The sequence below is a fragment of the Ketobacter sp. genome (assembly GCF_003671495.1).
Lineage (GTDB): Bacteria > Pseudomonadota > Gammaproteobacteria > Pseudomonadales > Ketobacteraceae > Ketobacter.
This window is the reverse complement of record NZ_RCHN01000033.1, coordinates 59,537-80,649: the sequence shown is the minus strand read 5'-3', so window position 1 is coordinate 80,649 and position 21,113 is coordinate 59,537. Positions and strand designations below refer to the sequence as shown.

At 58.8% G+C, this 21,113-nt stretch carries 16 protein-coding genes; 10 read left to right on the top strand and 6 right to left on the bottom strand.

Going from position 1 to position 21,113, the window contains the following annotated elements; all coding sequences use genetic code 11:
* Positions 1–2 precede the first annotated feature (2 nt).
* Positions 3–1,415: a TolC family protein gene (locus D9N14_RS16080; protein ID WP_290581559.1), complete on the bottom strand. Its 1,413-nt coding sequence runs from the start codon at positions 1,413–1,415 to the stop codon at positions 3–5.
* Positions 1,416–1,540: 125 nt separating this feature from the next.
* Between D9N14_RS16080 and trpD the strand changes: the two genes are divergently transcribed.
* From trpD to D9N14_RS16060, 4 genes are all read left to right on the top strand, one after another.
* Positions 1,541–2,578 carry an anthranilate phosphoribosyltransferase gene (gene trpD, locus D9N14_RS16075; RefSeq protein WP_290581557.1) on the top strand — a complete coding sequence of 346 codons (1,038 nt, stop codon included), beginning with the start codon at positions 1,541–1,543 and terminating at the stop codon, positions 2,576–2,578.
* A 4-nt stretch (positions 2,579–2,582) separates the two neighbouring features.
* Positions 2,583–3,380, top strand: a complete 798-nt coding sequence (trpC, locus tag D9N14_RS16070) for an indole-3-glycerol phosphate synthase TrpC (RefSeq protein WP_290581642.1) — start codon at positions 2,583–2,585, stop codon at positions 3,378–3,380.
* A 192-nt stretch (positions 3,381–3,572) separates the two neighbouring features.
* Positions 3,573–3,764, top strand: coding sequence for a hypothetical protein (locus D9N14_RS16065; RefSeq protein ID WP_290581555.1), 192 nt, complete (start codon positions 3,573–3,575; stop codon positions 3,762–3,764).
* A 168-nt stretch (positions 3,765–3,932) separates the two neighbouring features.
* Complete coding sequence (locus D9N14_RS16060) at positions 3,933–4,097, top strand: hypothetical protein (protein WP_290581553.1); 165 nt, start codon at positions 3,933–3,935, stop codon at positions 4,095–4,097.
* Between the two features lie 62 nt (positions 4,098–4,159).
* Here the strand turns inward: D9N14_RS16060 and D9N14_RS16055 are convergent, their stop codons facing one another.
* Both D9N14_RS16055 and D9N14_RS16050 read right to left on the bottom strand, forming a co-directional pair.
* The gene (locus D9N14_RS16055) at positions 4,160–7,669 is read right to left on the bottom strand and encodes a translocation/assembly module TamB domain-containing protein (protein ID WP_290581551.1); all 3,510 of its coding nucleotides are present in this window, start codon (positions 7,667–7,669) and stop codon (positions 4,160–4,162) included.
* Positions 7,666–9,378, bottom strand: coding sequence for an autotransporter assembly complex protein TamA (locus D9N14_RS16050; protein ID WP_290581549.1), 1,713 nt, complete (start codon positions 9,376–9,378; stop codon positions 7,666–7,668). Before D9N14_RS16050 ends, D9N14_RS16055 begins: the two co-directional genes overlap by 4 nt.
* A 214-nt stretch (positions 9,379–9,592) precedes the next feature.
* On the opposite strand from D9N14_RS16050, the gene D9N14_RS16045 reads away from it, so the two are divergent.
* Complete coding sequence (locus D9N14_RS16045) at positions 9,593–11,146, top strand: carboxylesterase/lipase family protein (RefSeq protein WP_290581547.1); 1,554 nt, start codon at positions 9,593–9,595, stop codon at positions 11,144–11,146.
* Between the two features lie 72 nt (positions 11,147–11,218).
* On the opposite strand, the gene D9N14_RS16040 is transcribed toward D9N14_RS16045, so the two are convergent.
* Positions 11,219–13,561, bottom strand: a complete 2,343-nt coding sequence (locus tag D9N14_RS16040; protein ID WP_290581545.1) for a hypothetical protein — start codon at positions 13,559–13,561, stop codon at positions 11,219–11,221.
* Between the two features lie 382 nt (positions 13,562–13,943).
* Between D9N14_RS16040 and D9N14_RS16035 the strand changes: the two genes are divergently transcribed.
* Entirely contained in the window at positions 13,944–14,231 is a 288-nt protein-coding gene (locus tag D9N14_RS16035) for a DUF1244 domain-containing protein (protein WP_290581543.1), read from the top strand.
* Between the two features lie 14 nt (positions 14,232–14,245).
* Positions 14,246–14,785 carry a DUF1569 domain-containing protein gene (locus D9N14_RS16030; protein ID WP_290581542.1) on the top strand — a complete coding sequence of 180 codons (540 nt, stop codon included), beginning with the start codon at positions 14,246–14,248 and terminating at the stop codon, positions 14,783–14,785.
* A gap of 9 nt (positions 14,786–14,794) precedes the next feature.
* On the opposite strand, the gene D9N14_RS16025 is transcribed toward D9N14_RS16030, so the two are convergent.
* Positions 14,795–16,354: a DUF3369 domain-containing protein gene (locus tag D9N14_RS16025; RefSeq protein WP_290581541.1), complete on the bottom strand. Its 1,560-nt coding sequence runs from the start codon at positions 16,352–16,354 to the stop codon at positions 14,795–14,797.
* Positions 16,355–16,504: 150 nt separating this feature from the next.
* Between D9N14_RS16025 and D9N14_RS16020 the strand changes: the two genes are divergently transcribed.
* From D9N14_RS16020 to D9N14_RS16010, 3 genes are read left to right on the top strand one after another with little or no spacing between them, the layout of a single operon-like run.
* Complete coding sequence (locus tag D9N14_RS16020) at positions 16,505–17,086, top strand: YfiR family protein (RefSeq protein WP_290581540.1); 582 nt, start codon at positions 16,505–16,507, stop codon at positions 17,084–17,086.
* Positions 17,087–17,089: 3 nt separating this feature from the next.
* A complete protein-coding gene (locus D9N14_RS16015; protein ID WP_290581539.1) occupies positions 17,090–18,724 on the top strand; it encodes an ATP-binding protein in 1,635 nt (544 codons plus the stop codon).
* On the top strand, positions 18,724–20,385 hold the full coding sequence (locus D9N14_RS16010) for a hybrid sensor histidine kinase/response regulator (RefSeq protein ID WP_290581538.1): 1,662 nt from the start codon (positions 18,724–18,726) through the stop codon (positions 20,383–20,385). The genes D9N14_RS16015 and D9N14_RS16010 overlap by 1 nt, the downstream gene beginning before the upstream one ends.
* Positions 20,386–20,450: 65 nt before the next feature.
* Here the strand turns inward: D9N14_RS16010 and ppa are convergent, their stop codons facing one another.
* A complete protein-coding gene (gene ppa / locus D9N14_RS16005) occupies positions 20,451–20,978 on the bottom strand; it encodes an inorganic diphosphatase (protein WP_290581537.1) in 528 nt (175 codons plus the stop codon).
* Positions 20,979–21,113 lie beyond the last annotated feature (135 nt).

The following is a 21,113-nucleotide window of genomic DNA, read 5'->3' as shown; positions in this document are numbered from 1 at the left end:
TTTCATAGCGGTGAAGCCTCTTCAATACCAAGCCCCAGGGCCAGGCCCAGGTCGATGCGGTTACTTAAACGTTGGGCGATAACGGTGTCCAATTGAGTCTCCAGATCGTAGGTGTTGTCCTGCACCAGCAGCAGGTCCAGGATGCTGACCAGTCCGGTACGGTAACTGTTGCGGTATTGGGCCAGGTTGTTGCGGGCGCTGGTGAGGGCCGCCTCCAGGTGCTGCTGCTGGCGCGCCAGGCTGCGCTCCTGCCCCAGGGCGTTTTCCACCTCGGTGACCGCAGTGAGCAGGGTGTCGCGGTAGCTTTGGTACGCCTGCGCGCTGGTCAGGGCAGCGATCTCTGCGCTGGCCCGTAACTCGCCACCGCGATACAGGGGCTGGGTCAGTTGGCCCAGCACTGACCACAGGGGATCGGTGAGCAGGGCTGCCCGGGGCTGGCTGGCGGCATCGGTAAGCGCCGCTTGCAGGTTGATGCTGGGGAGCAGGTCTTTGTAGGCGGCTGAGGTGCGGCGGTCCGCGGCCGCCAGGGCCAGAAACGCTGCCTTCAGATCCGGGCGCCGTTGCAGGGTTTGCTGCGGCAGATCGGCCCAGGGCAGGCTGGTGTCCGGGTATTGGGCCGGGAAGGCGAAGGGCTTTGAATCGGTGCGACCCACCAGGGCGCGCAGGCTGCGTTGGGCCTGGGCCAGGGCCTCCTCATTGGCCGCCAGGGTGGCGCGGGCACGGCGGATGGTGGTGCGGGCGCTGTCCAGGTCCTCGGCACTGCCCAGCCCATTGCGATAACGCATCAGAATAAAGCGCTCGTTCTGTTCCAGGGTGAGCAGGCGTTGTTGCTGAATGCCGACGGCCCGTTGCGCTGCCGTCAGTTGCAGCCAGGCTTTCATCACTTCAGCGGCCAGGGTGTCCCGGGCAGATTGATAGAGTGCTTGTTGTTGCTCCACATCCAGCCGGGCCGCGGCGGTGCTGTCGCCAATCCGGTTCCACAGGTCCAGCTCCCAGCTCACCGTGAGGCTGCCACTGTATTCGCTGTCACCGGCCTGGCGGTCAGGGCCTTGCTCGCGGCTGCCGCTGAAGCCCAGGTCCACATCAGGCTGGCGTTGGGCGGCGGTCTGGGTCACCTCCTGCTGGCGGATTTGCAGGGTCAGCAACGTGTTCTGCAGGCCGGGATTGTGGTCATAGGCCTCACGCAGCAGGGCATTCAACGTGTCATCCTGGATCAGTTGGTTCAGATGCAGGTCCGCCGTGCCTTCTAGCTGTTCCCAATCCGTGATCTGGGAGGGCAGCTCCCGGGCCTGTTGTTGCCAGTCCGGTTGGCTGGGTTGCAGGGCGCAGCCCCCCAGCAGCAGGCCCAGGCTCACACAGAGGGCCCGGAAGCGGCGGAGGCCGCACAACAGGGGCAATGATGGTGGGTTGAGCATGACAAACAGACACCGCAGTTCAGAATTCCCCCGAGAGTAGCCAGGCTGGCGTTAAGGCCGGGTTAACGGGGGGCGATTTGTGGTAGGATTGCGGCACATTTACAGTCTTCGAGTACGTGTCCAGCATGAACATCCAGCAAGCCATCAAGCAGGTTATTGAGCGTCAGGATCTGACGGAAAGCGAAATGTCGGAAGTGATGAACCAGATCATGACCGGGCAGGCCACCCCGGCCCAGATTGGTGGCTTCCTGATCGGTCTGTGCATGAAAGGCGAGACGGTGGACGAAATCACCGGCGCCGCCAAGGTGATGCGGTCCCTGGCCACCCCCGTGCAGGTGAATGCGGACAACCTGGTGGATACCTGTGGCACCGGGGGCGATGGCTCCAAAACGTTCAATATTTCCACCACCGTGGCGTTTGTGCTGGCCGCGGCCGGGGGCAAGGTGGCCAAGCATGGCAACCGCTCCGTCTCCAGCATCAGCGGCAGTGCCGACGTGCTGGAAGCGGCAGGGGTGCATCTGGGCCTGAATCCCCGGCAGGTGGCCCGCTGTGTGGAATCCATCGGTGTTGGCTTTATGTTTGCGCCGGCCCATCACAGCGCCATGAAGCACGCCATCGGCCCGCGCAAGGAAATGGGGGTGCGCACCATCTTCAATCTGTTGGGCCCCCTCACCAATCCGGCGGGCGCCCGACGCCAGGTCATGGGCGTGTACTCAAAACATTGGGTACGACCCATTGCCGAGGTGTTGCAGCGGCTGGGGTGTGATCATGTGTTGGTGGTGCATTCCGCCGACGGTATGGATGAAATCAGCATCGGTGCCGAAACCTTTGTGGCCGAAGCCACTCCCGCGGCGGTGAAAGAGTACAGTATTGCGCCGGAGGACTTTGGCCTGGCGCGGGCACCGCTATCCACCCTGGCGGTGAACAGCGTGGCAGAGAGCCTGGCCATCATCAAAGGGGTGTTGAACAAGCAGCCGGGGCCGGCGGCGGACATTGTGGCCCTGAACGCCGGTGCGGCCATCTATGTGGCCGGATTGGCGGATTCCATCAGTGAAGGGGTGGCGTTGGCACAAGATGCCATTGGCAGCGGCCTGGCTTCTGCCAAACTGGGGGAATTGGCCCAGCTCAGCAAAGTCTTTCAGCAGGAAAACGCGGGTGAATAAGAAGATGAGTGAAACGCCCACTGTGTTGAAAAAAATCGTGGCCCGCAAGTGGGAAGAAATCGCAGAACGCAAGCCGCAGCAATCAGAAGCCGCGCTGTTGCAGAAAATCCAACAGGTGGATGCGGCGCGGGGATTCGTTGCCGCCATGGAACGGGCCCTGGCGGCCGGCCGTTCGGCAGTCATTGCCGAAGCCAAAAAAGCATCCCCCAGTAAGGGCGTTATTCGCGCGGCGTTCGATCCGGCGGCCATTGCCCACTCCTATGAGGCAGGGGGGGCCGCCTGTTTGAGCGTGCTCACCGACCGCGACTTTTTCCAGGGCCATGAAGACTATTTGCAACAGGCGCGTGCGGCCTGTTCGTTGCCGGTGATCCGTAAGGATTTTATTGTGGATCCCTATCAGGTGCTGGAAGCCCGCGCCATCGGCGCCGATTGTATTCTGTTGATTGCAGCCTGCCTGTCGGATCAGCAGATGCGTGAATTGTGTGCGGCGGCGGTGGACCTGGGCATGGACGTTTTGATCGAGGTTCATGACCGGCAGGAACTGGACCGTTCACTGCCGCTGGAACAAACCCTGGTGGGCATCAACAATCGTAACCTGCATACTTTTGACGTAAGTCTCAACACCACATTCGAACTGCTGCCACACATACCGGCGCAGAGGATTGTTGTGACGGAAAGCGGTATACTGGGCCCGGACGACGTGGAGCAGATGCGCGCTCATGCGGTGAATGCGTTTCTCGTGGGGGAAGCCTTTATGCGCGCTGAGCAGCCTGGTCAAAAGCTGAAGGAGTTGTTCTTTTAGCCTTATGGGTGTCTAAAACAGTACTTTGGGACGACGAGTAGCCATTGCTTGCAGATTAAAATATCGGTTTTCAGTGTATACTAAATCATTCTGTTGTTGATTCTGATCAGTCTCAAATTAGGTCAATCTGATATCGTCACTGCGGAATAGTGACTCATAATAACGAATGAAATTGAAGAACGGGGAAAACTCATGCAATTAATCGCCATACTGGGAGTGCTGGTCGCTGTGAATCTGGGCATTGTCTACGTCGGTTCCGAGGCCGTCAACGAAGGGCAGCCTGAAGTGGAAGGGGTCGTGGAAGTGGAATCTGTTGATGCGGTGGAAGCGCCGGCGGAACCCCAGTCAGCCCCCGAAAGCGCACCTGAATCCGACGCGCAGTAAACAGCCCGAGTTGGACTGTTTAGTCAGCGAAAAGCTGCGAAATTGTGGCTAAAACCACGGAAATTGACGCTGTCGCCACTGGTATATAAAGTGTTGATGGAGTATTTTGACTGCCATTGCCAAACCTCAAACGTGAGTCAATGTTCGCAGTTTCGATAGGAGAAAATTATGGGACACGTGATCGCAATCTTTGGAACCCTGATTGCACTGAATCTTGGATTTGGTTACTGGTTGTCCGAGCAAAACGATGTGGCGGAACCTGAAGAAGGCGTGGTCGAGGTGGAGGAAGTGCCCGCTGATCCGGCGGCAGTACCTCAGGCTGAAGATCAGTAAGCACCACACCAACACTGGCACAAAAAAGAAAGCCCAACCTCGTGTTGGGTTTTTTTGTGCCCTCACTCCCGGTCGAAGGACCAGAGAATGTCAAAGGCGTTGCTCTTGCCGCTGATCACCTCAGCATAGAGGTTTCTGCGGATCCGATATTTCAGGGTCAGGGTATTGACCGCTTCGAACATGCCCACGCCATAGCGGATCATCAGGTCCGGTGTGATGTAACCACTCAGTCCCACTTCGCTGCGATTCTCGGTGGACCCGGTGCTCAGGGTCAGGTCCTGGATGCCCAGTTTCTCCCCGGCTTTGCGGGTAAAGCCGCTGCGGGATTCCAGGGCCATGGATAATGCCGCTTCCGCCGCCACGCTGGATGAGTCGCCGGTGGGGTCGGTGTTGGGCGCGCGCCCGGTCACCAGATAATGGAATTTTTCCTGCTCCGGCATATCCGGTATCGAGAAGATACTGATGTCCGGGTTTTGCGCCCGGCCGGTGGCGCGCACCCCCACCACCACGTTGTCGCTGATGTTGTCCCGGGTGGCCGAGATGCGCAGCTGTGGATTCTCCAGGTCGTCAATGAAAATCAGATCCCCGTCGGTGATGGTGAGGGACTGGCCATAGGCCTGGTAGGTGCCGTGTTCCAGGCGGATGATGCCTTTGGCCCGCAGCAGGTCGGATTGCTGTTGGCGGATGGTCATCTGGCCGGTAACGTCGGTTTCCAGACCATAGCCTTTGAAGCGCACATCGTTCCCCAGGGTCAGCTTGAGTTTGGTGCTGATGCTCAGGTTGTCATTCTGTTCGGCATCGGCATCCACAATGATGGTGTCGGAGGACACCGACACAGCGGTTTCCGGCAGGCTTTTCAAGTGAATGCGGGCTTTGGGTACAAAGACATCACCGGTGATGTTGAGGGTGCGCGGGGTCAGGTTGAAGTCAATGTCCGGCTTGATGTAAATCAGGATGTTGTCGTCCGGCTGATAGGCCAGGGTGTCGGACTGAAAGCTGACTTTGCTCCACCACTCCTCCTGCTGCCAGTTGAACAGACCCTGCAGATGGCCGGGGTTCTTGTTGACGGTAAACGTGCCTTTCAACTCAGCGATGCGATCCCGGGTGCTGAGCTGGATGTCGATGTTCTTGATGGGCATCGGCAGCATAGCGGTATCGATCTCGCCCTCCGACAAGCTGGCGCTGCCGTGGAGCAGTGGGGAGCGGGTACTGCCATCCAGCTGGAAGCGGCCATTGATCATCCCGGCGATGTGGTCGCCGTCGTCCCCCAGTAACCACGGGGAAAACGGTGCCAGCGTAATCTGGTTCAGGCTCAAGGTTCCGCTGAGCCGTTGCTGTTCCAATGTCAGGCTGATGTTGCCCTCGCTGCTGCCGGCACTGGACGCCAGGGACCAGTCCAGCTGCGCCTGGTGTTCTGCCAGCCCCAGGTTGATGCTGGCGCGTTGGAAGGGGATGACCACCGGTTTTGGGTCCTGCTCAAACAGGGTGAGGGTGGCGTTGTTGCTGCCAAGGCTGGCGGTCACTTCCAGTTCTTCGGCCACCTGCAGTTGGCCAGTGAAGGCAATGTTGCCGTCCAGTTTCATGCCACTGGGTAACCAGGGATTGAGCCAGGACAGATAAAGCTGCTCACCCTTCAAATACACCGGGCTCACTGCGTTGCCGGAAACCGTGACCGACTGCTGCAGGCACAGGGTTCCGGCTGCATAGCCATAGCAGAACGGTGCCACCTGCAACACCGGGCCAGGCTTCAGATCCAACACCAGGGGTTGCAGCAGGGACCAGCGTTGGGGCGGCTCCAGATAGGCTACCTGCAACGCGCTGCGCCGGCAGTTTGCCTGCCACTGATCCAGGTGGATCTGATCCCGGGTCAGCGTGAAGCCGGCATCGCAATGCAAATCGAAGCGGTTCCCTTCCTGCTCCTCCAGGTTCAGCGTCAGGCGGTGGCGTTGGGCATTGCCTTTAAGCTGCAGGTCCCCGCTCACCACCACCTGCTCGGCCACCTGCAGCTGCGTGAACTGCATATCGATGCGGTTGTCGTGTTCCGCCGCCAGTTGCCAGTCCACCTGGGCATTGGCCTGTTGCAGCTGCAGATCCTGATAGGCTAAGCCCCGGGCTTGAACCGCACCTTCGATGGAGGGTTTTTCCAGCGTGCCTTGAAGGTGTAGCTGTGCATTGACGGCACCTTTCAGGTTGGGGAAAAACTGCTGGGTATTGGGCAGTACCAGATCCAGCCGCAGGTCGCTGTCACCCAGGTTTCCACCCATGGTGCCACCCATCAGGTTGAGGCTGCCGTGGGCCAGGGCCCGGTTTTGATCCTGCACCACTTGTATCTGCTGCAGGCTGACTCGGTTCTCCGCCAGGCTCAGGTTGCCCGCCAGTTGCCAGGGCGTGTCAAACAGAGTGCCGCTCAACTGCTCCAGGCCAATCTGCAGGCGGATGTCGTCGTCAATGTAGGCGCCGGAATGCACGGCACTGCCGGTGACATCGCCCTGTATTTCCGGGTAAAACTGTTCAAAGGCCACGCCGCTGAGCTGACTGTTGGCCTGCCAGCTCAAGTGCGGTGTGAAGCTGACGGTACCCTGGGTGTTGATGCGCCCCTGCGGCAGATCAACAAGCCATTGCTGCAACTGCAGTTCATCAAAACTGAGGTTGCCCGACAGGGCAGTGTTCATAGGGGAGGGGAACAGGCTGCTGCTGAGACTGCCTTCCGTTTCAACCGTGATGCGGTTGAGGTCGCCACGTCCGGAAAGCGTGCCCTGTTCCAGCGTGATCGGACCCTGCTCCAGCGGGTAGACAAACGGTGCGTTCAGGCGGGCGGCAAAAGACAGTGGCAAGTCCGTGGCCAGAGGCGACAGCTGCACGTCGATCTCGGCGTTGACCTCTCCCTCGGTGCTGCCGGTGATGGAGAGGCGGTCCAGATCTCCCTGTGCTGCGGCACTGAGTTGCGAGAACGGATAGAGCCCGGTATTGCAGTGTACTTCCACCGCCAGCGGATAACGCCGGGTCAGGCGAATGGTGCCACTGCCGGACCACTGGCAGTATTCATCTTCCAATTCCAGGTCGCTGATGCTGACCCGGTGCAGAATGGCGTCTGCCGCCAACGCTATTCCGCGGGCCTTGTACAGCGGACCTGAGCTGTCCTCAATGCTGAGCGTGCTGATGCCCAACAGGTCCAGGGCCACCGGTACCGGGATGGCGATCACCGGTAGCTCAATGGGCCCATCGTCCTGCTCATCCGACTCAGAGTCAGCCACGATGATGGTGAGGGTGTCGAGGGTCAACGAGCGGACACAGACTTTCAATTGCCACAGGCAACCGGGGCGAAGGTGAATGTGGGTGTTCTGCAGGTCCACGCTCACGTCGTCATCCTGGTACAGAATGTCCAGTGCCAACCCCCGGGCCAGGGTGCCTTCCCGATATTTTAGGCTCAACTCCGGCACTTGGTCGCTGACCTCCTGCAGCAGGCGTTGTGTGAGCGCCGGGCTGTAACTGGCCCACAGCAGCAGGCCCAGCATGGTCAACAGCAGCAGTAGCAGGGCCATCAGCCCCAGCAACAGAGGACGCCGCCTCATAACAGCATCCCCATGTAGATGTGCAGGCGGGGGGAGGATTTGTCTTCGCTGGTCACCGGCTGGGCGACGTCGAAAGAGAACGTGCCGATGGGCAGGACCCAGCGCAGGCCCACTCCGGCACCGGAATGGAAGGGCTCACGGCTGGAGATAAAGGTGCGGCCAGTATCGGCGAACAGGGCCAGTTTCCATTCCTGGTTCAGGCTGTAGCGGTATTCTGCGCTGAACACGTTAAGAAACTGGCCACCGGTGAGGTCGCCGGATTCATCCTCCGGGGAAATGGAGTTATACCGGAACCCCCGCACCGTCTGGTCACCACCCGTGTAAAAGCGTTTCGACAGGGGCACACTGTAAAAGTCATCGGTCATGATGCCACCCAGTTCGAAACGGGTGGCCAGGCCATGGTCTTCATTGAAATCCACCACATAGGAGGCACCGATGGATACCGACAGGAACAGGGTGTTCTCGGTGACCAGGGCGTTGAAACCCAGTGAGCTGTCCAGCCAGTATTTCAGCACGGCGGTGGGCCGCTGTGGTTCGCCGAACAGCAGGCGCTCGATGTAATGGTAGTTGGGCAGCAGGTAGGTGACGGTTTCCGTCGGATTGTTCCCCTGGCGATAACGCTCGTTTTCCAGGTTGATCCCCACACTGTATTGCCAGAGTTTGCGTTGCGAGCGCTTCAGGGCGATACCGGTGGTCAGCACTGAGGATTCGCGGTCGGTGGTCTCTTCCCGTTTCCAGCCGGTGTCCAGGCTGAGGTAGCGTTCCAGCGGATGGGGCCAGGGGATGTGGTACTGCAGCGCCACTTCTTCACCGATCTGGGAGACCTGAATATTACTGTAGATATCATCCCCGCGACTGTTGACCTGGGAGCGGGTCCAACCCACTTTGCCGCGGGCCCCGGTGTCGGTGCCGTAACCCAGGCCGGTGGTAAACTGATCCTTGGGCTGGTCGTCCAGCTCGATGACCAGGGTGGCCGCATTGGGTGGATTGCGTTCCACGTCCACCACGGCATTGGAAAAGTAACCGGTGGTGAGCAGGTCTTCGTAGAGTTCGCCGATTTTCTCGGCACTGTAGTACTCCCCGATGCGAGTGTTGACCAGGGCGGCGGTGGTTTTGTCCGAGAGTTTGCTGCCTTTTACCTGAATGTCAGCGATGCGGTAACGTTCACCGGGTTCCACGTGCAGCACCACGGTGGCCTGGCCCCGTTCCACATCCACCCGCAACTGGCTTTTGGCCCAGGCGGCATCCAGGTAGCCCTGTTGCCGCAATCCCAACAGCAGGTCTTTCTTGTAATTGTCGTAGACCGGGTGTTCGATGCGCTCTCCCCGTGTGAAGGGCGGTTGTTGCAGGAGTTTCTGTGTGCTGCGGCCCAGTGCTCCCGGTGGCAGCGGCAGTTGGATGTCCACCTCTCCCCACACCACCGCGGGCCCCGGGTCGATATCCAGGCGCACTTCCTGCTCGTTCCACTGCATCTGGAGTTGTGGCTGGTAATAGCCGTAGGGTTGCAGTCCTTTGCTGATGGCGGCAGAAAAGGCTTTCTCAATGGCTTCCTCATCACCCGGCGGCAGGCGTTCGAAACGGGAAAGATGCAGGCGCACGTTGTCCGCCAATGCACTGTCCAGCCCGTTGATCTGGTATTCCAGTTTGGCCCAAGACAGGCCGGGTACCAGCAATAATCCCATCAGGAAAAAAAATGTAAACCGAGGCATCTGTGTCAAGCGTCGTCCGGCTTGAAGCAGGCGGTAGCCGGTTGTCTGCAGGTGAATATGGCCGGGCCCTGTGTTAATTGATATTCGGTCATCACCAAGGCCAAGTGGGCCAAAGTGGGTTTGTCCGCCTGCCATTTTAATGTTTGGCCGATAGCATGTATATGGAAGCCCGTTCCCGGGCCCGGACAAAAACCAAATATAAAGAGGTGGGAATATGGAAAGGCGAATATGGCCAGCGCTGCAGCGATGGTTTGGGGTGGTGGCGTTGACGTCGGCCTGTGTGCTGGCCAGTGGCTGCCATGATGAACTGCACGTGAAGGTCAAAAGCGGCGGCTGGGTAACGGGAAAATGGCATGATGGGGAGGCCGGTGGCGCCCGGGCGTTTCTGGGGATTCCCTATGCGCAGCCACCGGTGGGTGAGTTGCGTTTTCAACCGCCAAAGCCCGCTGCGCGCTGGCACGGGGACCTGGATGCGACCGCGTTCGGGCCTTCCTGCATGCAGAATCCCGGTGCATTGTCCGCCAGCGGTGAGCTGAGTGAGGATTGCCTGACCTTGAACGTGTACAGCCCCCAGGACCCCCGTCATGGCTCACTGCCGGTGATGGTGTTCATTCACGGCGGTGCCTTTGTGGCTGGCGGCAGCAATCAGTACGACGGTTGGCGGCTGGCTCAGGAATACGGTGTTGTGGTGGTGACCCTGAACTATCGCCTGGGTGCCCTGGGCTTTCTGTCGCACCCGGAACTGGACCAGGAAATGGGCGTGCCCCAATCCGGCAATATGGCCCTCAAGGATCAACAGCTGGCACTGCAATGGGTGCAGCAGAACATCGCGGCTTTTGGCGGTGACCCCAAGCAGGTGACCTTGTTTGGTGAGTCTGCCGGCTCCATGAGCACCTGTGTACACATGGTGGCGCCCGGCAGCCAGAACCTGGCCGCCCAGTTCATTATGGAGAGCGCGGTCTGTGTGGGGGGCTTGCCGGTGAACACCAGGCAGCAGTCGGACAGCGTCAGTGAGGCGCTGCTGCAAACCTTCTGTGGTGAAGGGGTGGATCGACTGTCCTGCCTGCGTCAGGTTCCGGCGGAGGCATTGGTAGCCTGGGGGGCGGATGCCGGCATTTTCGGTGCCGGCTGGTCTCCCACCGTGGTGCCAGACAGCAACATTCTGCCGGCGCAACCGGTGCAGCTGATCGCCAGTGGTCAATACAACCCGGGGCCCATCCTGGTGGGTACCAACCGCAATGAGTGGGGCTTGTTCCAGCTCATCGGCGCGGCGCCGTCCGTGTCCACCATCGATGAGTTCAATCAGTACATTGCCGCCACCTATCCGCCGCCGCTGGTGACACCGCTGCAGGCACTCTATGCGCCTGCGAGCGATGATCTGGCCAACAGCAAGTTGGTGGAACTGATGACCGATCAGGTCTTCCGTTGCCCCACCCGCAACCTGGCGCGTTTGACCCAGGCCATGGGCTCTTCTGTGTGGCTCTACAGCTTTGATTTGCCGCCGGCGTTTCATGCCATGGAACTGCCCTATGTGTTCGGCAACCCCAGTGCCACCCTGGCGCCGGTATTGATTGAACCGGTGCGGGCGGCCGTGCAAGGGTACTGGAGCCAATTTGCTTTCGCCGGAGATCCCAATCGGGAAGGGCTTGTGGCGTGGCCCCCGTATGATGGCGCCTCGGATCTCAGCATCAGCCTGCAGCTGGCCAGTACTGTGGAGACGGGATTGGCTGCCACCACCTGTGATTTCTGGGATTCGCTGATTCCCTGATTCCACGAAGAAAACAGCAAGGCAAAAAAAACCGGCCACCAGGGCCGGTTTTTTTATTGCCTGAGGAGCGGCTTACTGGGCCACGGTGGTGGTGAACTCCACCACCGGGCAGGACAGTTCACGCTTCAGCAGGGGGGTGCGGGAGCAGACTTCCACCGTATGGTTACCGGCCAGCAGTCGGCTCAGGTGGATCTCATCGCGACGTTTCCAGATGGACCAGCCGCCGCCGTCAACCCGATAGCGGTACTCCAGCAGACCCAGATCCGGATTGGGGTTGAGACCGTCGATGTCGATGGTCACTTCACCGTTATTCACGGTCACTGCTTTGGACGTCACCACACCGTTGGCATCTACAGACTCAACCTTCACCGTAACGTCCTCGGTCACCACGTCTTCCACGGTGGTTTCCGGCGCGGTTGCGGCTGCGGTAACACTGACGGGAATCAGATCACCGGCCAGGGACAGGTTGTTGTTGCCGGAGCCAGCGATCCAGAAGTCGCGCATCAGCAGGGTGTGCTCATAGATGCGGGGCAGGGGCACCACTTTCAGCTCCTCCGCCAGCCGTGGCATAACCGCGGGCATGAAGAAGTCCAGGGTGGAGTTGATGAAGCCCGGGGGCAGTACAATCATGCCGGTGGCATCGGTTTTGGTGATGTGGATGGTGGGCAGCTGCTCGATACCAATGCTCAGGAAGCCGTCTTCCGTGGAGTTCACCTCGAACGGCACTTCCAGATTGAAGGTGACGCCGAACAGGGTGCGGTACTCACCCCATTCCGCCTTGTACAGGTCGAATGTGAGCTTGACGTCATACCAGGCGAAGACACCGGCCACACCGTCTGATGGCATCAGTTTGATGTAGGGTGCCGAAGCCGGTTCGATGCGCATGCCAATCTGGTCGGCTTCATCGATTTCAGAATCCGCCGGAGTGTACACCGCAATCCCGGCCGGTGTGGCGTTGGCGTAGAAGCCAGGGCTGATGTCCATGGTGGTCACGCCGGCTTCGTGGGCCGCATGCAGGGCCTGGTTGATCACGTTGGAGGAAATGGAAGCACCGAAGTGGAACGGGATGCCGTCTGGGGTGGTGGAGCCCAGGCTGGGCGTTTCACCCTCTACATACAGGGAACCCAGGGAACCGGGGATACCGGCCGGAGGATTCGGAGCCCAGATGCGAGTGCCCAGGTCCACGCTGATGCCGTTGCCGAAAGAATCCAGGTAGGTCGGCAGCGCCCGGATCATCAGTTCTTCGCCATCGTCCAGGGTCACCAGTTGCAGGGTGATGGGAATGTCCTTGATGAAGTCGGACACGATGGGGATGATGATTTTTTCCAGAATGGTGATGAACAGATCTTCAAACAGCGGGGCGATGATGTTAACCACCGCACTGGTGAGCATGTCGATGAAGTTCAGGATGTTGGGGGTATTGTGCAGGTCGATGGCGATCGCAGAGTGGTCCACGGTGGTGCTGGACAGGGAAATGTCCAGATCCGAGTTCAGGATATCCAGCAGCAGGTCGGTGCCCACATAGAGCTCGTCCATCTGAATGGTGGCGCCGGAACTCCAGTTGACCGGAATGAACAGAATCCACACCCGGCCGCTCAGGCTTACGCCCAGTTCAAAGTTCTGGGTATAGAGAGAAGTATCGATTTTCTCGTCGTCCTGCACGTCCAGGCCAATGTCGATGTTGTCCAGGTTCAGGGAGGTGACCGTCAGGTTCAGGTCGAAGATACCGGCATCCAGCAGTTTTATGGTGCCAATGTTATCAACGATTTCCTGGAAGTCCGCTTTGGCCAGCTCGCCTTCCAGTACATTCACCAGGAAGTCCAGGCCACCCTGGTTGAGGCGGGCTGCGATGCCGTTGAATTCGTTATCGCCGCGGGCGATCTCGGTGGTTTTGGAGTGACCGAATCCGTCCAGGGCCACAAAGGTGTTGAACGGCTGATCCACAAACGAGGTGGTGAAGGCGTTACCGGCCCCCAACTCCACCGCCACGCCGTCCAGGGTCAGGCTTTCCACCCCGGCGGGATCGGACACATAACCGGTGACTGTGAGTGCATCACGGTCGGTATCCAGAATGTGGATCTCCGGCCCTTCGGTGTCGTAATAGAACGCCACCTGTTTGATCTGGTTGTAGGCCGTGACTCGGAAAATGTTACGACCCGAAAAGACGTGGTCCGCCAGCAGGGCACCATCGGCACTGGCGTTAACATCGGTGACGGTGAACAGGTCGGTGACATCCACCGTGTTCAACTGAATCGAAAGATCCGTTGGTGCGGCACTGCCGGTAAAGGCAATCTGAAAGGTAACGGGTTTCTCGATGGAAACAGAGTTGTTGGTGGGAGTTACAATATTGGCCTGGTCACAGGCAGCCAGCCCCAATACTGCTATTAACAGCAGCATGCGTTTTAAGATGATCACGATGTGCGCCTCGATACGTTTTTTTAAGTTGGAATAGTTATTAACGTTCTTGTTATGCAGTGCTTTTGCGTTGTAATTGGGTGTTTGCAAACCGCGCTGCAGGCAATCCAAAACCTGACTTCCAAGGATACCTAGGGACAATCGTACTAGATTGGTGCGTACAGTAAATAGTCTTTTTGTATATTGATAAGCCTATAACGTCCACTCAAACGCGTGAGACAAAAGACAAAATTTATATGCCTGTTTCGATGCGGGAGCGTACCCGTCCATCGTCATGTTACAGTATGCAAGACAACACCACTGGAAAGACGAGACCGCGTATTGGGTTATCTGAATATCGAGTTTCCAGCGGCCTGCCAACAATTCAATGGGGAGCACCAGCATGGATAAACAAACTGAAATTGAAGCGGCAGTGTTTCGGCGCCTGCTGCAACACCTGGATGACAACAAACAGGTGCAGAACATAGAGCTGATGAACCTGGCCGGGTTCTGTCGTAACTGCCTGTCCAAATGGATGGTGACGGCGGCCCAGGAACGGGGTGTAGAGTTGGATTATGATGCTGCCCGGGAACAGGTGTACGGTATGCCTTATAACGAGTGGAAAGCCAAGTACCAGACCGAGGCCACCCCGGAGCAGCTGGCAACGTTCAACAACTCTTCATCCAATTAACAGGTGGGGCGGGTATGAATCGACGACAATTCCTGGCATTGGGCGGCACAGCCGGTGCGGTGATCGTGACGGCGCCAATCCTGAGCCGGGCCCAGGGAGCGGGCGCGCCGCAGGTTACTCCTCTGACGGTGGCAGCGGCCCTGGCGCAGCTGGATCGATTGCAACAGGCTGAAGTACAGAAAGCGGGCAGTTGGAACCTGTTCCAGGTCTATACCCACCTGGCCCAGAGCGTTGAGTATTCCATGTCCGGCTACCCCCAGCCCAAATCCTGGCTGTTCCAGAATACCCTGGGCAGCCTGGCATTTGCCGTCTTCGCCGGTAAAGGATCCATGAATCACAGCCTGGATGAGGCGATCCCCGGTGCCCCTCCACTGGCAGTGGAGGGTGACCCGGCTCTGGCATTACAGCGTTTGCGGCAGTCCCTGCTGGCCTTTCGGGACTATGCCGGTGAGCTGCAACCCCATTTTGCCTATGGCGAACTCAGTAAGGACGAGTACGAACAGGCCCATGTGATGCATCTGAACAATCACCTGGAAGAATTCGTGCTGGGCTGAGGCCGTGCCTTAATCCGGGTATCGGGTGCGGAACGCGGCGAATTCCTCCAGATTGTCCAGCAGAATGTCCACCAGCTCAGGGTCAAACTTGGTGCCGGACAGGCGGCGGATTTCGGTGGCGATCTGCTCCAGGGGCCAGGCCTCTTTGTAACAGCGCCGACTGCCCAGGGCATCGAACACATCCGCCAGGGCGGTGATACGGCCGGCAATCTGGATACGGTCACCGGTGAGGCCGTTGGGGTAGCCGGAACCGTCCCAGTTTTCATGGTGTTCCCGGGCGATGGTGGCGGCCAGTTCCAGCAGCGGCTTGTTGGAACTGTTCAGCATCTCATAACCCACGTGGGCATGGGTTTTCATGGTTTCCCATTCATGGTCTTCCAGGGCGCCGGGCTTGTTCAGTATGCGATCGGGAATGGCAATTTTTCCGATGTCATGGAGCGGCGAGGCCAGTTTGATGTTGGTGGCCTGCTGCTCATCCAGGCCGGCCTTTTTGGCCAGCAATTCGGAGATCAGGGCTACCCGTTTGACGTGTCCGCCGGTTTCCTTGGAGCGTTTTTCCACGGCCTCTCCCAGGCGATAAATCAGTTCCCGCTGGGTGGCCTCGATTTCCTGGTGCAGCTTGCGGTTTTCCAGGGCGATGGCCACGTTGTTGGAATAGATCTCCAGCAGATGCAGCTCCAGTTGGCTGAGGTTGTTACCGGGGCAGACGTAGAGTAAGTGCTCGTTACCCTGCTTGGTGACAAAGTAGCCGAAGAACGCGTTGTTGATTTGGATGCTTTTGCGCGCCGCCAGGGCCTCGTCAAAACCGCGTCGGATCTCCTCGGGAATTTCCTTATGGGACGCCTCAGACATGGTTTCCGCCAGATTGCCCGTGGTGGCGATCACTTCGTAGTGGTCGGCGTTTTTGCCGTGACTGGCGGCCATGGCCCGCACCGCCGAGGCGTAGATGGAATCATGATTGGTGTAGAGCAGGTTGCTGATCTGCTGCAGCACCGCCGACGCGAAGGAGCCCATGGAGAAGTTCTGATAGATGGTGGAGGTGGCCTCGATCACCCGCTCCAGGCCGCGCCGGCTTTGCTCGATGGTGATGATATCCCGGTAGGAACGCAGGGCGGCGTACACCAGGGTTTTCATCTTGATATCGGTGAGCTCGGTTTTGTCCTTGTAGTCATTGATGTCGTAGTCCTCAATCACCTGATGCTCCGGCGCCTGTCCGGGCTGCCCGGTGCGCAATACCAGGCGGGTGTGAAGGTTGCCCTGCTGACGCCGAATCCAGTCCACCAGGTCCAGGCCGGCATGATCGGTTTCCATGACCACATCCACCAGGGCCAGGGCGATGTCCGGCTGCTGCTGGAAAACGGTTTTCGCCTCATCGGCGGAATAGGCGTGGAAGAAATGGAGGGGGCGTTTGTCAAAGCGGATCTTTCCAAGCACCAGGCGGGAGACCTTGTGGACTTCCTCCTCATCGTCAATGATGAGTATGTTCCAGGGGCGGATGGGCGCTTCTGCAGGGGTGTCGGCGCCAGGAGTGGTATCATCCTCTGCAAAAAGCAGGCTGTCGTCCGTCATACTTAAATCCTTTTAGGCTGAACTCCGTCGCTGATTATATTATGAAGAATAGACTCAATGCAGGAACCAACCAGCCCTTCAGTCTATAATCGACAAGATATCCTGCTACCAATCAAGGATGAGGGCGAATGATCAGGATCTCGAAAGGCGATGAACCACAACCCTAGGCGCAGCTTGGGCATTTTGTTGTTGCGCATGGCAGGGGGGCTGTTGGGCACTGCCCTGGCGCCCCTGGTGGGGGCGCAACCCGTTGAAAGTGCTGCCTATAACAAAGTGCAGGCCGCCTACATCTATAAGATAGCCAGTTATGTCACCTGGCCCGATGCCGGCAGTGAGTCGGCATTCACCATCTGCATTGTCGAGCAGGGGGAGGCACTGGCGAAGGTGCTGCGGGAGGCGACTGCGAGCCGCAATATTCAGCAACTGCCGGTCAATGTGCTCAGCTTTTCCAATCATGCGCCGCCGCCTGCCGCCAGCGAGTTCCGGCATTGCCGGCTTGTCTACCTGTATCAGCCACCTGCCGGCAAGACCCTGGCCTGGTTGCAAAGCCTGGCCGAAGGTGAGGCGTCCGTGCTGTGGATTGCCTCCCCGGAAGTGGAGGCAGACAGCCACGCGTTGTTTGCCCTGGAGATCGAACGGGGGCGCATGGTGATTTACCTCAACCGCGAGCGTCTGTCGGCATCCGACCTGGTGGTGGCGGCACCGCTGCTGTCTGTGGCCAGGCCGAGGTGACCTATGGGTAAACTTACCTTCGGACAGAAAATTTTCTTTTCGATCCTGAGTGTGGCGTTCCTGTGCGTCATGCTGATCAGCGGGCCCAGCCTGATGAACACTGCCAAGCACTTTATGCAGATTGCCAGCGACCAGGCGCGCACCGACAGCCTGATGCTGGCCACCATGGTGGAACCGGCCCTGGTGTTTGAACGGGAAGACATGGCCCAAGGGATTCTGGAGATCCTGCAGCAGTCGCCGCAGGTGATTTCAGCCACGGTGTATGCGCTCAACCCCCTGGACGGCAGCCTCAACACCTTTGCCAACTATGGTGATGCCGCGGCCGTGCCAGAGGTGGAGCTGGTGACGTCCAGCACCACTCACATTGCCCGTGTCGGCGGCCATCTGGTGGCGGTGACACCGGTGATGTCCTCTGGCGAGATCATCGGTTACATTCGCCTGGTGGCCTCGCTGGCCACCATCAACCAGCACTTCCAGCAAACACTGCTCTATGTGGGCATCGCCGGTGGGGTGGCCCTGTTGGTGGCCGGTTATCTTGCAGTGGCCTCCCGGCGCACCATCGTTCGCCCCATCAAGGATCTGAATGCGGTCAGCCGACTGGTGGCGGAAACCAAGGATTATGGCAAGCGGGCCAAGGTGGAATCCGAGGATGAAGTGGGGGATCTGATCATGTCCTTCAATTCCATGCTGGATGTGCTGCAGGAATACGACCGGGCACGCTGGGAAAAAGAACAGGAGATCCTGCAACTGAACCAGGATCTGGAGCGTAAAGTGAATGAGCGCACCATGGAACTGCAGCAAAGTATGACCGTGCTGAGCGATACTGTGGAGAATCTGCGGGCGACCCAGGGCAAGCTGGTGGAGCAGGAGAAAATGGCGTCCCTGGGCAGCCTGGTGGCGGGCGTGGCCCATGAAATCAACACGCCCATCGGTGTTGGTATCACTGCATCCTCGCACCTCTCCCAATCGTTTCGGGAGCTCAGTGAAAAGTTTGAATCCGGCCGCCTCACCAAACGGGATTTTGCCGAGGCCATGGGGGAGATGAAAGAAACCGTGCAGATGATCAGCAAAAACCTGGAACGGTCTGCCGCGCTGGTGAAGAGTTTCAAAATGGTGGCGGTGGATCAATCCTCCGACGATGTGCGGCCGTTCGATGTGAAAGAATACTTCGACAGTGTCCTGATGTCGTTGAACCCCAAGCTGAAGCGAACCCGGCACCGGGTGCGGCTGGAGGTTCCGGACGACCTGACCATCGTGAGTTCACCCGGGGCACTGTCGCAGATTATTACCAATCTGGTGATGAACTCACTGTTGCATGGTTTTGAGGACATGGAGTCCGGTGAGATCATCATGCGGGTGCAGCGGGATGCGGATGGTCTGGTGTTTGACTATTTTGACAACGGCAAGGGGATTGCCGAAAGCATCCGTCAGCGGATCTTCGACCCCTTTGTGACCACCGCCCGCAGCAAGGGCGGGAGTGGTCTGGGCACCCATATTCTCTATAATCTGGTGACACAGGTGCTGTCGGGTACGGTGGTTCTGCTCAATGACACGGCGCAGGGCGTGCATTTCCGTATCCGCATTCCGCTGACGGCACCGGGTGAAACTGACAATGTGGCAACGGCAGGTGTAGGCTGATGGTGGCGTCCAGTCCTAATTGGGATTCGCCTTTGTTCGCGGATGATGACGATGACACTCCCGCTGAGGATCGACAGACGCCTCACTGGAAAGTGTTGATTGTGGATGATGAAGAGGACGTGCTGGCGGTGACCAAGCTGGTGTTCGCGTCGTTCTCTTTCCAGGGCCATTCCATCCAGATACTGACGGCCCGTTCCGCCGCTGAAGCCCGCAGTGTGCTGCAGGATCACCACGATATCGCCGTGGCATTCATTGATGTGGTGATGGAGGCGGACGACTCCGGCCTGGAACTGGTGCGCCATATTCGCGAAGAGCTGCATAACGACGAAATCCAGTTGATCCTGCGCACCGGGCAGCCGGGCTATGCACCCGAGATGAAAGTCATCCTGGAATACGGCATCAACGATTACCGCACCAAGACCGAGTTGGATAACGTAAAACTGCTGTCCTGCCTGGTGGCGGGGCTGCGCAATTATCATAATGTGGTAACCGCCCGGCAGGCGGTGTCCAGGGAGGAGGTCACGGCGCAATTGAATCGGGCCAAGAGCCTGTTCTTTGCCCAGATGAGCCATGACCTGCGTACGCCCCTCAACAGTATTCTCGGTTTCTGCCAGTTATTGGAAACCAGTTCGCTGGATGACGAGCAGTCGGAGCAGGTGCGCATGATTCACGATTCCGGCCATCACCTGCTGGCATTGGTAAACGACATTCTGGATCTGTCGAAAGGGGAGGCGGGTAAAATCCAGTTGGAAGCCATTCCGTTTTCCCTGCCGGAGCTGGTGCAGGACACCGTGACCTTTCTGATGCCCCAGGTGCAACCCGGCGTGGTGTTCGATCTGGACATGGATGGTTCGGTACCGCACTGGCTGGAAGGTGACCCGGTGCGGGTACGCCAGATCCTGTACAACCTGTTGAGCAATGCCTTCAAGTTTACCGCCCGCGGCCGGGTGCGTTTGGGCGTACGCGGTCTGCCCGGTACGGCTGGCGACGGGCGTCGTGTCCAGCTGCGGGTGGAGGATACCGGCAGCGGCATTCCAACCGCGAGCCTGGATCACCTGTTTGATGTTTATGAGCAGGCGGATGCCTCGGTTAATCGTTCCCACGGTGGCACCGGCCTGGGGCTGCATATCTGCAAGCAGCTGGCGGAGCTGATGCAAGGCTCAATCAGCGTCACCAGTGAGTTGGGTAAGGGCTCCACCTTTTGTGTGGAGCTGTGTCTGGCTCCGGTGCATGATCAGCCGGCCCCGAACCTGGAACCGGTGCAGATGCAATCCGCACCCCATTTTGCCCACATCCTGGTGGTGGATGATGACCGGGTGAACCGGATGTTGCTGCAGAAAATGCTGGAACGCCGGGGCTTGCAGGTGACCTGCGCGGAAAGCGGAGACCAGGCCCTGGCCAGGGCGCGGGAGCACCCCTTTGATCTGGTGCTGATGGACTGCCAGATGCCGGGACTGAGCGGGATGGAAGCCACCCGCCGCCTGCGTACGCTGGAGGGGTATTCCAAGGTGCCGATCCTGGCGCTGACCGGCAACGGTCGGGACGAGATGGCGGAATGTTTCAAGGCGGGGATGAACGATTTCATGTCCAAACCGCTGGATATGGATGGCCTTAATGCCATGGTGGCGAAATGGTTGGGGTTCCGCACCATGCTGAAATGAAGCGTGGAATCCAATAAAAAAGGGCCCCGTTTGCGGAGGCCCTTTTTTGCTTTGCGAAGCGCGGCTTATTTGGCCGCTGCGTCAACCGCTTTCTGAATGGCGGCCTTGGCGTCTTCAGAGCCGGCCCAGCCATCCACTTTCACCCACTTGCCGGGTTCCAGATCTTTATAGTTTTCGAAGAAATGCTCGATCTGCTTGATCAGCAGTTCCGGCAGATCGGAATATTCTTTCACGTCTTTGTAGAGCACGGTGAGCTTGTCGTGCGGCACGGCCAGGATCTTGGCATCGGAGCCGGCTTCGTCGGACATGTTCAGCACGCCCACCGGACGGGCACGAATCACAGAGCCGGGAATCACTGGATAGGGTGTCACCACCAATACGTCCAGCGGGTCGCCGTCTTCGCCCAGGCTGTTGGGAACATAGCCGTAGTTGGCAGGATAGAACATGGGGGTGGCCATGAATCGGTCAACGAACACGCAATCGCTGTCTTTATCGATCTCATATTTGATCGGGGTGCTGTTGGCGGGGATTTCGATGGCGACGTAGATCTCGTTGGGAATGTCTTTCCCGGCAGGAACGGAATTAAAGCCCATGATTAAACCTTTGTGTCTGTAGGGTGAATGGATAGGTCGAAAAAGTCGGCGCATTATACCCGAAGCCCCCGCCTGCGCCTAGTTGGACGATGGTGGCAGCGCAGCCGGCCATCGCCCCTACGCCGTTTAGGGGGT